Origin of the sequence: Paracoccus sp. Ld10, from assembly GCF_045064235.1 — a bacterium.
In the GTDB taxonomy this organism is placed as follows: domain Bacteria; phylum Pseudomonadota; class Alphaproteobacteria; order Rhodobacterales; family Rhodobacteraceae; genus Paracoccus.
In genome coordinates this window covers 33919-48369 of sequence record NZ_JBISHD010000003.1, presented here as the reverse complement: position 1 = coordinate 48369, position 14451 = coordinate 33919, and the positions used below count along the sequence as shown (strand labels likewise).

Genomic DNA, 14451 nt, shown 5'->3' with positions numbered 1-14451 from the left:
CAGGCAGGGAGGAGAACCGGCCATGATGCAGATGCCCCCACCCGACGCGACCGTTCTGGCGCGCAGGCAGGTGATCACCGACGCGTTGCGGCAGGCCTTGCCCGATGCCGTCATCGACGACCCCGCGGAAACACGGGCCTATGAGTGCGACGCGCTGTCGGCCTATCGCTGCGCGCCGCTGGCCGTCGTTCTGCCCCGCACCACCGAAGAGGTATCGCGCCTGCTGCGCCTGTGTCACGACCTGCGTGTGCCGGTGGTGCCGCGTGGCGCGGGAACCAGCCTTGCGGGCGGGTCCATGCCCACGGCTGATGCGGTCGTCATCGGCCTGTCGCGCATGACCGACGTGCTGGAGATCGCCCCCGGCGACCGGCTGATCCGCGTCCAGGCGGGGCGCACCAACCTGTCGGTATCCGGCGCGGTGGACGGTCTGGGGTTCTTTTACGCGCCTGACCCCTCCAGCCAGCTGGCCTGCGCCATCGGCGGCAACATCGCGATGAACTCGGGCGGCGCGCATTGCCTGAAATACGGGGTCACGACCAACAACCTGCTGGGCGTGACCGCCGTTCTGATGGACGGGTCGGTGGTGCATCTGGGCGGGCCGATGGGCGAGGGGCCGGGTCTGGACCTGCTGGGCGTCGTCTGCGGGTCCGAAGGCCAGCTGGGCATCGTGACCGAGGCCACGTTGCGCATCCTGCCCAAACCTGCGGGCGCACGTCCCGCGCTGATTGGCTTTGACGCGGCTGAAACGGCGGGTGCCTGCGTGGCCGCGATCATCCGCGCGGGCATCATCCCCGTCGCGATCGAGTTCATGGACAGCCCCTGCATCAAGGCGACCGAGGAGTTTTCCGGCGCGGGCTATCCCGACTGCGAGGCCCTGCTGATCGTCGAGGTCGAAGGGACGTCCGCAGAGATCGACGAACAGCTGACCCTGATCCGCGACATCGCCATGACCTTTGACCCGGTCGAGTTCCGCGAGAGCCGGTCCGACGATGAATCCGCCCGAATCTGGAAGGGTCGGAAATCGGCGTTCGGCGCGATGGGCAGCATGGGCGACTATATCTGTCTGGACGGGACCATTCCGGTGACGGCGCTGCCCACTGTGCTGGCCGGCATCGGCGATCTGTCGCAGCGATACGGGCTGGCCGTTGCGAACGTGTTCCACGCGGGCGACGGCAACATGCACCCGCTGATCATCTATGACGCCAACAAGCCCGGCGACCTGGACCTGGCCGAGGAATTGGGTGCCGATATCCTGCGCCTGTGCATCAAGGTCGGCGGCTGCCTGACCGGCGAACACGGCGTTGGCATCGAAAAGCGGGACCTGATGAGCGAACAGTTCCGCCCCGCCGATCTGGAGGCGCAGATGCTGGTCAAGGATGCGTTCGATCCGCATTGGCTGCTGAATGCCGCCAAGGTGTTCCCGCTGGACGTCAGCGCGCCGCGTCGCGACCGCCGTTTGAACAGGCCCGCCGATGCGGCCTGAAACCGAGGGTCAGTTGGCCCAGATGATCCGCGACGCCCGCGGCCCCGTGTCCGTGTCAGGCGGCGCCACGCGCCTGTGGCCCGGAGAGGGGCAGGGGGATCGTATCGACACCACCGCCCTGACCGGCGTGACCCTGTATGAACCCGAGGCGCTGACCCTGGTTGTGCGCGCTGGCACCACGCTGGAGGAGGTCCGCCAGACCTTGGCAGCAGAAGGCCAGATGCTGGGGTTCGAACCCTCGGACGCGCCTGGATCGACCATCGGGGGCGTCGCCGCGACCAATGCCAGCGGTCCGCGCCGGGTTCAGGCCGGAGCCGCGCGCGACGCGATGATCGGTGTGCGCTTTGTCGACGGACAGGGTCAGGTGATCAGCAATGGCGGGCGGGTGATGAAGAACGTCACCGGCTATGATCTGGTCAAGCTGATGGCCGGCAGCCGTGGCACGCTTGGCGCCCTGACCGAAATCAGCTTTCGCACCGCCCCTCTGCCGCCTGTCACCGCAACGCTGGCCCTGCCCGATCTGGATGCGGCGGCGGCGGTGCCTGCGCTGTCCGGCGCGCTTGGCGGGCCCTTTGACGTGTCGGGTGCGGCCTGGCTGCCCGGCCACGGCGCGCTGATCCGGTTGGAGGGGCTGGCTGCCTCGGTCAAGGCCCGTGCCGCGGATCTGACCGCGCGACTGTCGTCCTTCGGCACCGTGCAGGACGGCGACCCCGAAGCCTGGGACCTGCTGTGCCGAAACATCCATGATCCCGACCTCGATATCTGGCGCATCACCTGTCGGCCAAGCGAGGCACCCTTTCTGCTGGCCCGCCTGCCGGAACCCCGGTCGCTGGACTGGGGCGGTGCGCTGATCCATGTGCGCCTGCCGCGCGGCCAGATGCCCGACCTCCCGACCTTTTCGGGCCATGCCCGCCGCATCACCGGCGCGCCGGCAATCCTGCCCGCACCCGACGCCCTCACCGACCGGCTGGAACGCGATTTGCGATCGCGTTTCGACCCGCGCGGCCTGTTTGGAAACCCCGCCTGATGCAGACCGAATTTTCTCCGGAACAGTTGTCCGACCCGATGACCGCACGGTCGAACAAAATCCTGCGGACCTGCGTGCATTGCGGTTTCTGCACGGCCACCTGCCCGACCTATCAGGTGCTGGGGGACGAGTTGGACAGCCCCCGTGGCCGCATCTACCTGATCAAGGAAATGCTGGAATCAGGCCGTCCGGCCGATGAAAAGACCGTCAAGCATATCGACCGCTGCCTGGGCTGCCTGTCCTGCATGACGACCTGTCCGTCGGGCGTGCATTACGGGCATCTGCTGGAACATGCCCGCGAGCATATCGAGGAAACCTATCGCCGCCCCGTCGCGGACCGGGCGCTGCGGTGGGTGCTGAAATTTGTGCTGCCGCATCCGGGGCGGTTCCGGTTGGCGCTGATGGGCGCGCGGATCGCGCGACCGTTCAAGGGGCTGATGCCGGACCGGCGCCTGCGCGCGATGCTGGACATGGCGCCGAAATCGATCCCCCCGGCCAGCCGCAACGATCGCGGCCAGACCTTTCCGGCGCAGGGTGCCCGACGCGCGCGGGTCGCGTTGATGATCGGCTGCGCACAACGGACGCTGAACACCGACATCAACGACGCCACCATCCGCCTGCTGCAGCGGGCGGGGGTCGAGGTGGTGATCCCGCAGGGCTTTGGCTGTTGCGGTGCGCTGACCCTGCATATGGGGCAGGAGGCCGACGGCAAGGCCCGCGCCCGCGACAGCATCCGTCGCCTGCTGGCCGCCGAAGATGGTGGACCGCTGGATGCGGTGATCATCAACACGTCGGGCTGCGGGACGACGATCAAGGATTATGGCCACCTGTTCAAGGGCGACCCGATGGAGGCCGACGCCCGCCGCGTGGCGGGTCTTGCCCGCGACGTGACCGAGTTCCTGGTGGGGCTGGGCCTGCCCGACCGTGTGGGCGACCAGGGGCAGGGGATGCGCGTCGCCTATCATTCGGCGTGTTCGTTGCAGCATGGTCAACAGATCAAATCGGCGCCAAAGGACCTGTTGTCGGGCATGGGTTTTACCGTGCTGGAGCCGGCGAACCCGCATCTGTGCTGTGGATCGGCGGGCACCTATAACCTGCTGCAGCCGGAGCTGTCGTCAGAGTTGAAGGCCCGCAAGGTCGAGACGCTGGAGGCCGTATCGCCACAGATCATCGCGGCGGGCAACATCGGCTGCATGATGCAGATCGGCGGCGGTACGACGGTTCCGGTGGTGCATACGGTGGAACTGCTGGACTGGGCCACGGGTGGGCCAAAACCCGCAGCACTGGGGGCTTGAAACACGGTTCGGGCGATCTAGATTCAGGACACCGGCGGCCATGATGGCGTCGGTTTCCCTGCCCGCCCGGTTTCGGGGGGCAATCTCTGCATCGCTTTGAACAGGATGTGACACATGCGTAATTTCGACCTGACCCCGCTGTACCGGGCCTCTATCGGCTTTGATCGTCTGGCCGACGTCATGGACCGCGCCATGACCGCCGACGTGGCCACGACCACCTATCCCCCCTACAACATCGAGAAGACAGGCGAGGATGCCTATCGCATCTCGATCGCCGTGGCAGGCTTTGCCGCCGACGATCTGAACGTCGAGATGCGTGACGGTGCCGTGATCGTCTCGGCCCGCCGTGCGGATGAGGACGAGGGCCGGACCTTCCTGCATCGCGGCATCGCAACGCGCGCGTTTGAACGCAAGTTCACGCTGGCCGACCATGTCCGCGTCGACGGCGCCAGCCATGTCGACGGGATGCTGCATATCGATCTGGTCCGCGAGATCCCCGAGGCGCTGAAGCCGCGCCGGGTCGAGATCGCCAAATCCGCACCGCGGGTGAGCCAGCTGGACGCCTGATTGCGTCCCGCGACGGACGGGGGGCCAGCCCCCCGGACCCCCCGTCCGCCCACGATCCGATGGAAAGGCCGCGTTCCCGAACGCGGCCTTTTTAAACTAGAGCTTGCGACGCGCGCGCAGGGCGGCGGTGATGGTGCCGTCGTCAAGGTAGTCCAGCTCTCCGCCGATGGGCACGCCTTGGGCCAAGCCGGTCACGGCGACGGTCGATCCCTCCAACGCATCGGCGATGTAATGGGCGGTGGTCTGGCCGTCGACTGTAGCGTTCAGAGCCAGGATCACCTCGGTGATCGTTTCATCATGGATGCGCGCCAGAAGGGTGGGGATGCCCAGATCGTCCGGGCCGACATCATCCAGCGCCGACAGGGTGCCGCCCAGCACGTGATAGCGCCCCCGGAATGCCCGGCCCCGTTCCAACGCCCACAGGTCGGCCACGTCCTGAACCACGCAGATCTCTCCGGTCGCGCGGGCAGGATCGGTGCAGATCGCGCATTCGTCGCGGTCGGTGATGTTGCCGCAGACCACGCATTCGCGTGAGTTCCGCGCAACGCGATCCAGCAGTTGCGACAGTTGGACCATCTGCTGGCTGCGCCGGCGCACCAGTTGCAGCACGATGCGCCGGGCCGACCGCGGCCCCAGTCCGGGCAGCCGCGCCATCAGTGCGATCAGCGCCTGGATGTCGTCGCCGCCCTGCTCCACGCGATCAGAAGGGCAGCTTCATGCCGGGGGGCAGGCCCAGGCCTTCGGTCATACGCGACATCTCGGCCTGCATCTTTTCTTCGGCGGCGCGTTGGGCCTCCTTGATGGCGGCCAGGATCAGGTCTTCGACGACCTCCTTTTCGGATGGCACAAAGATCGACGGGTCGATCTCCAGCGCGGTCAGCTCTCCCTTGGCGGTACAGGTCGCGCGCACCAGTCCCGCGCCGGATTCGCCGGTCACGGTGATGCGGGACATCTCTTCCTGCATCCGGCCCATCTTCTCCTGCATGTCCTTGGCGGCTGTCATCATCTTGGCCATGTCGCCAAAGCCGCCCAATCCCTTGATCATCGTTCAGTCCTCATCCTCGAAGGGGTCCCATTCCTCGACTTCGGCGACGGGGCCGCTGGTCGCGTCATGGGGATTGGCCGCACCCTCGGGCAGGTCGGCGACCTGAATCTGGGGGGCGGCGCGGGTGATACCGGTCAGGGTCGCGCCGGGAAAGGCCGCCAGCACCTGCTGCACGATTGGCAGGGTCAGGGCGCGGTCGCGGTCGGCACGGGCCTGGGCCTCGCGGGTCTCGGCGATGGTAGGATAGCCGTCCTCGTTCGTGATTGTGACGGCCCAACGCTGCCCGGCGGTCCAGCCGCGCAGGCGCTCGGCCAGCCGCTGTGCCAGATCGGCGGGCGGGTTGTTGCGGGGCTGGTACTCGATCCGGCCGGGGCCATAGCGCACCAGCGACACGTGGCGCTCGACCAGCACCAGCAGCGTCATGTCCCGCATCCGGGTGATCAGCTCGATCACCGAGGCGAAATCGGGATAGCTCTCGACCAGTTCCGGCGCGACGGCCAGGGCCTGTGCCACGGAACCGTGCGCCTGGACCGCCGGTGCCGGGCGGGCGCGGCGCATCGCCTGCGGGGCTTGGGCCGCGGGCGCGCCCGCCACCGAAGGTCCGCGTGCGAAATCGCCCGCCGTCTGAGCCTGTTGCACGCGGCGGATCAGCGCCTCGGGGTCGGGCAGGTCGGCCACATGCGTCAGGCGGATGATCGCCATCTCGGCGGCCATCATCGCGTTGGGCGCGGCGGACACCTCCTCCAGCGCCTTGAGCAGCAACTGCCACATCCGCGACATGACCCGCATCGGCAGGCGCTCCGACAGATCCTTGCCCCGCGCCCGTTCGTCCGGAGAGATCGTCGGATCCTCCAGCGCGTCCGGCGTGATCTTAACGACGGAAATCCAGTGCGTGATCTCGGCCATGTCGCGCAGCACGGCAACCGGGTCGGCCCCGTCGGCATATTGCGATTGCAGCTCCGTCAGGGCCGCTGCGGCATCGCCGCGCATCACCATCTCGAACAGGTCGATCACGCGGCCCCGGTCGGCCAGGCCCAGCATGGCGCGCACCTGTTCGGCGGTGGTTTCCCCCGCGCCGTGGCTGATCGACTGGTCCAGCAGGCTGGTCGCGTCGCGGGCAGACCCTTCAGCGGCGCGGGTGATCAGCGCCAGCGCATCGTCGGTGATCGTCGCGCCCTCGGCCCCCGCGATCCGGCTCAGCAGGGCGATCATCACCTCGGGCTCGATCCGGCGCAGGTCGAACCGCTGACACCGCGACAGGACCGTGACCGGAACCTTGCGGATCTCAGTCGTGGCAAAGATGAACTTCACATGCGGGGGCGGTTCCTCCAGCGTCTTCAGCAGCGCGTTGAACGCGCTGGTCGACAGCATGTGGACCTCATCGATGATGTAGATTTTGTACCGCGCCGATGCCGCCCGATAGTGCACCGATTCGATGATCTCGCGGATGTCGCCCACCCCGGTGCGGGACGCGGCGTCCATCTCCATCACGTCGACATGGCGACCCTCGGCGATGGCAACGCAATGCTCGCATATGCCGCAGGGTTCGGTCGTGGGGCCGCCCTCGCCGTCAGGTCCGATGCAGTTCATACCCTTGGCGATGATGCGCGCGGTGGTCGTCTTGCCGGTGCCGCGGATGCCGGTCATCACGAATGCCTGCGCGATGCGGTCGGCGGCGAATGCATTCTTCAACGTGCGGACCATCGCGTCCTGTCCGACAAGGTCGGTGAACGTCTCGGGCCGGTATTTCCGGGCCAGAACCTGGTAGGCGGGCTTGGTGTCGGTCATCGATCCCTCGGGCACAGCGCCACCTTAGCGGGGCGTCGCGGGGGCCACAACCGGGTCAGGCCGCCAGCAGACCGATGCCGCGCGCCCCCGCGATCAGGTCATGCGCCAGATAGTCGGCATTCTGTCCCGACAGGGGCACCATGTCGGGCACCTGCACGACGGTCATGCCCGCCGCGCGTGCGGCGATGGCGCCTACATCGCTGTCCTCGAAGGCCAGACAGCGGGCCGGGTCGATCCCCAGACGCTCTGCCGCCAGCAGATAGACGTCGGGGGCGGGTTTGGGGCTGGGCACGTCGCTGCGCGTCACCACGATGTCGAAACTGTCGGTCAGCCCCGCTGCCGCTAGCTTTTCGCGCGCTTGATCGCGGGTGCTGGACGTGGCGATCGCAAAGGGCAGCCCCGCCGCGCGCAGCGCGTCCAGCAGCGTGTGGACATGCGGGCGCAGCGGAATGCCGTCACGGTCTCGCCGTTCGATCAACGCTTCGGCCCATATGCGGTCCAGGTGCGCAAAGTCGAAATCGGCACCCAGATGTTCACGCAGGATCCCGCGCGAGGTCGGCTCGTCGATGCCCACCAGCGATGCCAGCAGCCCGTCGGGGGCCACCCGGCCCATTCGGGCCAGCGCCGCCTCTCCGGTTTCGATGGTCATCTGTTCGGTGGCCAGCAGGGTGCCATCCAGATCAAAGATCACGGCATCGAAACGGCGGGGGGTCATCGGTCGTCCTTTCACGTCTGTCAGGCGCTAACATGGCGATCCGCGCCGGGATCGGCAAGGCATGGCTGCGATGCACGCTGAAATCGCTATCCCTGATGGTGATCCATGCCGTGGAATGAAACCGCCCGTCGATCAGCGATGTCCGTTCGCGGTCCAGCATCAGGCCGTTGATCGAAACGCAAGCCATGGTCACCGGGGTATGGTCGTGCCCCATCATCGTCCAATACGCTTGGACCCTGCGCGCGGCCTGCCTTCGGCGGGGCGCGTTCCTTTCACCATCAGGTGGGCTGCGCTGCGACGAAGGCCGGGCTTCTGGCTGTCCACGGACGCGCCGGGCTTCACCGCAAGCCCCATCTCGCAGCAACGCTGGTCGGTCTGCAGTGTTTGGAACGCACAGGTTTCCAACGAAAGCCTTCGGTCCCCGCCATACCGCGCCGTGCCGCCGGCGTGTCGCCATTGACCCAGCCGACCGTCCCTGCACGCGCGCCCCTTTTCGCGCGCGCGGCGCAGGGCGCGCCGACGACGCGGGTCATCCCCGTGCGCCTCCGGCGGGCCTGCCACTGTATCGGTGACCGCATCATCAGAACGGTTGATGACCTTTTTGATGCGCGTGCGGTCCGGCAGGGGTTGGCGCGTGCGGGCGAAGGCCAGGCGTGCCGTGCCGGACTCGGCCAGCATCACGGTGACGTGGTGACCGCGCGGCGCGGCCAGGATCGCCTGGTCCATGCCCCCTGAACCCGATCGGGTGTGGGACGGACCGCAGGTTGTCCGGGCCTGTGCCGATGGTCTGCTCCTCCAGCATACGATCGGGTGGGCATGACCTTCGATCAGGCACCCGGTAATGCCGCCGTGGATCGTGCTGTCCGGCTGCAGTCAGGAAATCCCCGGAACGATCTGCCTTGCCAAGGCCGGCACCGCCATCATAGCGACCACAAACGCGCGCATCGATCCCGCGACCCGCGTTGCGCAGGCCCGGGTCGGCCGCCTGCACCTGTTCGTCGACCATGGCCCTGTCGCGGGACTTGGGCTGATCGCAGGCGGCGGTATCCGCTGCCATGGCGGTAAAAAAAACACTTGCCTCGCGTGACAGGGGCACCTGCATTGCCGCGCCAAACGCGGATGCAGCGTGCTGGCATGTAATAGGCCGGACGTGGTGGCGACCGCGCTGCGCAGCGACGCCGCGGCAAAGGCCAGCCCCTGCGCCGGCGTCTGGTTGAAGGCGCTTCGACATGCGACGCCCACGCATGGGCGACGAAACAACTTTCCGACGGCACGCTGCGACCGGGATTGCCGAATTCCACCCCTCTCGGTCAGATAGGGTTGCCTTGCCGCGATGCGCCCGGACAGGTGGCGGGAGGGGTGGATCGGATCTTGGCGCGGAAAGGTCTGCAAGCCGGATGGGATTGGCACGGGCCGCCCACGTTGCTCGCGGTCCCGGTACGGCGTGGCTGTGCCAGCCGGCATCCCATGCTGTCTGCCAGCATCGACATGCCCCCCGTGACCGTTCCCACGACCGCGCCGCGCGGCCCGGCCTGGCGATCTTGCACCGATGCCCTAACGCCTCGTCGCGCCGTTTGCGCCGTGGGCTGCAGTGCCGCCGCGATGCTGGCCCTGCGCGCCATCTCAAAGGCCATTATGGGCGGGTCAGGGCGTCAATCACGGCCTTGTCGCCGGAGCGTCGCATGTCTGGTGACACTAGCCAGACCGGGGTTCAGCATCGTCGTAAATCCGTCGGCGTCGCTTGCCGTCCGGTCATGGATGGAGCGGCCCATGAACCCGTAATGTGGCCCAACCGGCCCGCCGATTGCCGACATAAACACGTCCGACAGTACCATGACGGCGGCGCTCAACAGCTTGCCCGACAGTCGGGCAGCCGCGCGACCGGACCCCTTGGTGATGCTGATATTGCGGTCTTTCCACGAACACGCCATCGATCTTGGACAGATGCATATTGTTCGCGACGATCACCCTGGCCAGTTCTGCGACGATCGCGCCCAGCCGCGCGACCGCTCTACCGCGCGACCGGATGACGGCGCGGTCCTGTGTGCCGAGCCGCCTTTGGTCACGACGCCGACACTGGGATCCCGGGGCGCAAAGCGGAACAGGAAGTCGGGCGGGTTGAAAAAGCCTTTGCAAACAGGACCGCGACGGGCCTTGGGGAGCCGGGCATTGGTCTTGCCCCCGATATCGTCAGGGTGGTTGGGAAAGCGCTGTATCCGTCAGGCCGTCACCTCGTTATCCGGCATCGCACCCTAGATCCGCCATGGATCATCAGGTGCGGCCCTGTCGATCATCGCGATTGCACCTGATGCGATAAACAGCATCGCGGTTTCGATGTCGTCAGGTGTCGCAAACTGGGCACTGGGGATCAGCGCCTCTTCGTCAGGACGACCATGCGGGCCAGGCTGAAATGGAGCGATGCGGCCATCGCGCAGGCCCTTTCCCAAGGGCGGTTGATCCCGGTGGCCGACCCGCCGTCGTCGAAGGAAATTGATTCTACTGGCGCACGGCCAACAGGGTGTCGACAATCTCTTTCCTCACCGGGGGCCAGTGCCCGTTGTACTCTGTGTTCGCACGGTTGTTCCATGGCATGTTCGGATACAACTTACAGATCGCCTTCATGGGCTTACCGTCAGGCCTGACCGCCCTGATCGCCACTTGACTGGAACCGAACGCCCGCGCTTTCGCTGTCCTGCAGGACTGCATCCATCTGGCCCGCCATAACCGTGTCGGTCAGCCCATTCTTTATCAGGTCCCCCGCCTAGGCGCGCGACCCGTTGCCTGTCTGACGTGCCAGGATCACACAATACCGGGCTGTTCGGTCATGCCGAATTCAGCAGGCCTGATGGCTGTCGCACGCCGCCCAGCACAGTCACATGAACGGGGCCCTTGGGACATGGCCGGCCATGCTGGTGTCCGATCATGTCGTCCTGCGCCCGCGCGCTGGTGGACGGTGTCATCCTTATCGTGATCTGGTTTTCTCTTGGTGACATCATGTCCCGGCACGCGTTGGATAATCGTTGTCGGTCGTGCTGCACCGGTCCAGCATCACGACGGCTTTGGTCAGCACCCCTTTATCAATCGCTGAGCATGGACTTCGACCCAAAGCGCATTGATCGGCAGGGCGTCGATATGTGTGACGTTGACCCGGCCAACGCCACCCGCCAAGGCCGGTGCGACAGATCGCAACCCCCGCGATGGCATGCAGATAGCATGCGATCCCGCCACCGCGCAGGAGATGGCACGGAGGGACAGGCCGGACATTTGAGCCGCATTGGGGTTGCCGCCGAGGCCATGGACCTGTCGCCCAAGGCGGGTCTGCGTCAGGACGAAACGCGTCAACGCAAAGACCGTACTGAACAGGATGATCGGCACCGGGATGCCAGTGATGATGCCCGTGCAGATCCTGCGATGTCTGTCGGTCAGCACCGGAACCGGGCAACCGCCCGAATGGATCAGCGTCACGTTGCGGGCCGCCGACAGCATCCCAAGTGCCGCGACAGAAACCAGGACCGCGAACCGCGCTCATCACGATGCCGGTGATCCGGCCCTCGGCGATTGGGATCGGCAACAGACAGGGCGCGACGCGAACAAGCCCCGCCCGACGTCATGGCGGTGTTGGCCGACACCACGCCCACCAGCGCCATCACCGATCCGACCGACAGGCTCACGTCGCGGATCAGGATCACAAACGTTGTTTTGATGACCAGAATACCGCTGATACATCTCTGGCGCGGCAGGTCGACAATGGTCCGACACCCAGGGAAATTCGCGATGATGATCGACACCACGCTGCGCAGCCGCGCAAGTGCGATCAGGGTGCCGTATCGCCGTGGGTCACGTGCGATCCGCGCCGGAATCATGTGCCGATGCGGTGGTGACGTGATCCTCTAACCTGCCTGGATCTATCCTGTATCCACCGACGGTGCCCGACCCCGCGTCTCGGGCCGGCAGATGCAGCGGCGTTGCGACCGACATCGCGGCTTGATCCATTATGCCCGCCATACATGACGATCACGTGGCCGGCCGCGACCCGCGCCTTGTCCGACGAAACCATGACAGACTGTCCCGCCGGTACGGGCAGAACCGGACGTCACGCGATGTGTTTCGCGCCTGGCACCGGAGCCGCGTGTGGATGCGTCCACCGGCCAATGCGCGGTGCAGATGTCCAACGTTCGATCATCCGGATGGCGGCACGGTTCCTGGCGCGGGCGGTCGTGAACGGACACACGGTCCAACGTGGCCAGGCGCAGGTTTGCGCGCGTCGGGACCACGCCGCACCGCCTGCGGTCCTCGTCGCACAGAACAGCGCGGCGTCGAAGGCATGACGGGGGCGTGCGCTGTCGACCCGGCGCTGGTGATCATGCCGGCGGTGTGTCCCAACGGGCCGAACGAGGGGTCCAATGTCGCTGTCCGGCCCGATCCCGTCGGATATTGCGCGGGTGCTGCGGTGTTATTTCTGCGCGATCGGCGGCGGCTGGTGTGTACGCGGGGAGTTTTCCGCGATGAAGCCCGTGGTCCCGGGTTGGTCCCCGACCAGCCGGCTTCTGTCGCTGTCGTCCAATGTTCCGGCACCGATAAGGGAGCCGTCCCGAAACACGGTATTGTTGTCGCCGATGTTGAAAATCCGGACAGACGATGGCTGACACGGATCACGCCTCGCCGCGCGCTGTCGGTATTGGGGATGGCGGCGAACGGCAGGTCTGTCGCAATCGCTCAGGGCAGGGGTCGGCCCGTCGATCAACATGACCTCTGCGTCATGGCGGTCTTGGTCAAGCGGGCCTGGGCAATCGTCAGGTCCACATCGCAGGACGCGATGCGCCCGAACTTGTCCACCGGTTCGCGGCCCGGAACGATGTCTTCCGTGACCATCATGGCGGGCACAGGTATCATCCCCCCGTACGATGATAAGGGTGCCCTGCGGACGCGGGGATCTGACATCGTCACCATCGTGCGGGCAGTTGTCCGCACAGGCTGCCTGCTGCTAGGGTTTGCAAAACAACAAGGCTGCAGGGGCAGGATGGGCATGGGTCATTTGAATGGAATGCTGCGCGGGGCCGCGCTGCTGGCAGTGTTGGCATCGCTGACCGCCTGCGGCGGTTTCAAGCGTCAGAGCGAATTGGAATGCATGGAGCGCGCGATGTATTTCGAATCGAACCGTTCCAGCCGCGACGGGATGATCGCGGTCGGCAGCGTGGTCATGAACCGGGCGCAATCGGGCAACTATCCGCGGTCGGTCTGCGGCGTGGTCGGGCAAAAGAACCAGTTCGCGCCCGGCGTCCTGACCCGGCGGATGGATCGCGCATCGGCACCGCGCCTGCGCGAGGCGGCGGTGTCGGTGCTGCGCGGTGAACGCCACCCGATGATCCAGAACGCCCAGTTCTTTCACGCGGCCAGCTATCGGGCGTCCTATAACAACATGCACTATGTCGTGGCGACGGGCGGCAACGCGTTCTATGAACGCCGCCGCCCCGAACTGGTCACCCAGCCCCGCGTGCCCGCGCAGATCGAGGGCATCACCGGGCGCTGAGGCCCGTCAGCGGGTCTTCATCCGCGACAGGATGTTGGCGACGACCGCGCCCGAGATGTTGTGCCACACGCTGAAGATCGCCGCCGGCACCGCCGTCAGCGGCGAGAAATAGGCCGTCGCCAGTGCCGCGGCCAGGCCGGAATTCTGCATGCCGACCTCGATCGCGATGGCCTTGCGCGAGGCCAGGTCCAGCCCGGCCAGCCGTGCCGCGACAAAGCCGATCAGATAACCCAGCATGTTGTGCAGCACGACGACGGCAAAGATCATCAGCCCCGACTGGACGATCGCGCCCTTGGACGCGCCCACCACGGCCGCCACGATCAGCACGATGCCCGTCACGCTGACCAGCGGCAGGGCGGGCACCGCGGCCCGCACAAAGGCCGGCAGCAGTTTCTGCGCCGCAAAGCCCAGGGCCAGCGGGAACAGCACGACCTTGACGATGGACTGGAACATCGCCCAGGCATCGACGGGCAGGTATTCGCTGGCCAGCATCAGCATCAGGAACGGGGTCACGATCGGCGCCATCAGCGTGGTCACGCTGGTGCAGGCGACCGACAGCGCCACGTCGCCGCGGGCCAGATAGGTCATCACGTTCGACGACGTGCCGCCGGGGCAGCAACCGACCAGAATGACGCCCGCCGCCACCTCGGGGGGCATCGGGATGATCATGGTCAGCGCCACCGCCAGCAGCGGCATGATCAGGAACTGTGATGCGACGCCCACGCCGACATTCATGGGCCTGCGCAGCACCTCGGCAAAGTCGCGCCCCGAGATGGTCAGTCCCATCCCGAACATGATGATCCCCAGCAGCGTGACGATCCAGGGCGTCAGTTGGCGGAACACGTCGGGCAGCAGAAAGCCCAACACCGCGAACAGGACGACCCATGCCGCAAAGGTATTGCCGACAAACCGCGAGAGTGATGCCAATGATTTCACCAAAGCCTCCTGTGGCACAGCATTCCTGCGCCGTGACGTTTCGGCGTCGGCCATAGTGCCGCCCG

General features: G+C 66.4%; 16 protein-coding genes. 6 read left to right on the top strand and 10 right to left on the bottom strand.

The window, feature by feature from the left end; genetic code table 11:
- Positions 1-25: 25 nt before the first annotated feature.
- From ACJJVR_RS00810 to ACJJVR_RS00795, 4 genes are all read left to right on the top strand, one after another.
- Positions 26-1483, top strand: coding sequence for an FAD-linked oxidase C-terminal domain-containing protein (locus ACJJVR_RS00810; RefSeq protein WP_405401617.1), 1458 nt, complete (start codon positions 26-28; stop codon positions 1481-1483).
- Positions 1473-2510, top strand: coding sequence for an FAD-binding protein (locus ACJJVR_RS00805; RefSeq protein WP_405401447.1), 1038 nt, complete (start codon positions 1473-1475; stop codon positions 2508-2510). The genes ACJJVR_RS00810 and ACJJVR_RS00805 overlap by 11 nt, the downstream gene beginning before the upstream one ends.
- Positions 2510-3805: a glycolate oxidase subunit GlcF gene (glcF, locus tag ACJJVR_RS00800; protein WP_405401446.1), complete on the top strand. Its 1296-nt coding sequence runs from the start codon at positions 2510-2512 to the stop codon at positions 3803-3805. The genes ACJJVR_RS00805 and glcF overlap by 1 nt, the downstream gene beginning before the upstream one ends.
- 114 nt (positions 3806-3919) lie before the next feature.
- Entirely contained in the window at positions 3920-4372 is a 453-nt protein-coding gene (locus tag ACJJVR_RS00795; RefSeq protein ID WP_405401445.1) for an Hsp20 family protein, read from the top strand.
- Between the two features lie 96 nt (positions 4373-4468).
- On the opposite strand, the gene recR is transcribed toward ACJJVR_RS00795, so the two are convergent.
- The 5 genes from recR to ACJJVR_RS00770 all read right to left on the bottom strand — a co-directional run bounded on the left by recR (position 4469) and on the right by ACJJVR_RS00770 (position 8646).
- Positions 4469-5026, bottom strand: coding sequence for a recombination mediator RecR (recR, locus tag ACJJVR_RS00790; RefSeq protein WP_405401615.1), 558 nt, complete (start codon positions 5024-5026; stop codon positions 4469-4471).
- Between the two features lie 46 nt (positions 5027-5072).
- A complete protein-coding gene (locus ACJJVR_RS00785) occupies positions 5073-5417 on the bottom strand; it encodes a YbaB/EbfC family nucleoid-associated protein (RefSeq protein ID WP_405401443.1) in 345 nt (114 codons plus the stop codon).
- A 3-nt stretch (positions 5418-5420) separates the two neighbouring features.
- A complete protein-coding gene (locus ACJJVR_RS00780) occupies positions 5421-7205 on the bottom strand; it encodes a DNA polymerase III subunit gamma/tau (protein ID WP_405401441.1) in 1785 nt (594 codons plus the stop codon).
- Between the two features lie 55 nt (positions 7206-7260).
- Complete coding sequence (locus tag ACJJVR_RS00775; protein ID WP_405401440.1) at positions 7261-7920, bottom strand: HAD family hydrolase; 660 nt, start codon at positions 7918-7920, stop codon at positions 7261-7263.
- 213 nt (positions 7921-8133) lie between these two features.
- Positions 8134-8646 carry a hypothetical protein gene (locus ACJJVR_RS00770; RefSeq protein ID WP_405401438.1) on the bottom strand — a complete coding sequence of 171 codons (513 nt, stop codon included), beginning with the start codon at positions 8644-8646 and terminating at the stop codon, positions 8134-8136.
- A 115-nt stretch (positions 8647-8761) separates the two neighbouring features.
- Between ACJJVR_RS00770 and ACJJVR_RS00765 the strand changes: the two genes are divergently transcribed.
- Positions 8762-9007: a hypothetical protein gene (locus ACJJVR_RS00765; protein WP_405401436.1), complete on the top strand. Its 246-nt coding sequence runs from the start codon at positions 8762-8764 to the stop codon at positions 9005-9007.
- Between the two features lie 1165 nt (positions 9008-10172).
- On the opposite strand, the gene ACJJVR_RS00760 is transcribed toward ACJJVR_RS00765, so the two are convergent.
- The 4 genes from ACJJVR_RS00760 to ACJJVR_RS00745 form a co-directional block, all read right to left on the bottom strand.
- Positions 10173-10367 carry a hypothetical protein gene (locus ACJJVR_RS00760; RefSeq protein WP_405401434.1) on the bottom strand — a complete coding sequence of 65 codons (195 nt, stop codon included), beginning with the start codon at positions 10365-10367 and terminating at the stop codon, positions 10173-10175.
- Positions 10368-10983: 616 nt separating this feature from the next.
- Positions 10984-11406, bottom strand: a complete 423-nt coding sequence (locus ACJJVR_RS00755; RefSeq protein WP_405401432.1) for a hypothetical protein — start codon at positions 11404-11406, stop codon at positions 10984-10986.
- A complete protein-coding gene (locus ACJJVR_RS00750; RefSeq protein ID WP_405401430.1) occupies positions 11382-11783 on the bottom strand; it encodes a hypothetical protein in 402 nt (133 codons plus the stop codon). Before ACJJVR_RS00750 ends, ACJJVR_RS00755 begins: the two co-directional genes overlap by 25 nt.
- A gap of 877 nt (positions 11784-12660) precedes the next feature.
- Complete coding sequence (locus tag ACJJVR_RS00745; RefSeq protein WP_405401429.1) at positions 12661-12795, bottom strand: hypothetical protein; 135 nt, start codon at positions 12793-12795, stop codon at positions 12661-12663.
- 151 nt (positions 12796-12946) lie between these two features.
- Between ACJJVR_RS00745 and ACJJVR_RS00740 the strand changes: the two genes are divergently transcribed.
- Positions 12947-13450 (top strand): cell wall hydrolase, encoded by a 504-nt coding sequence (locus tag ACJJVR_RS00740; protein ID WP_405401427.1) that lies wholly within the window; start codon positions 12947-12949, stop codon positions 13448-13450.
- Between the two features lie 6 nt (positions 13451-13456).
- Here the strand turns inward: ACJJVR_RS00740 and ACJJVR_RS00735 are convergent, their stop codons facing one another.
- Positions 13457-14386, bottom strand: a complete 930-nt coding sequence (locus tag ACJJVR_RS00735; RefSeq protein ID WP_405401425.1) for a bile acid:sodium symporter family protein — start codon at positions 14384-14386, stop codon at positions 13457-13459.
- Between the last annotated feature and the right edge of the window lie 65 nt (positions 14387-14451).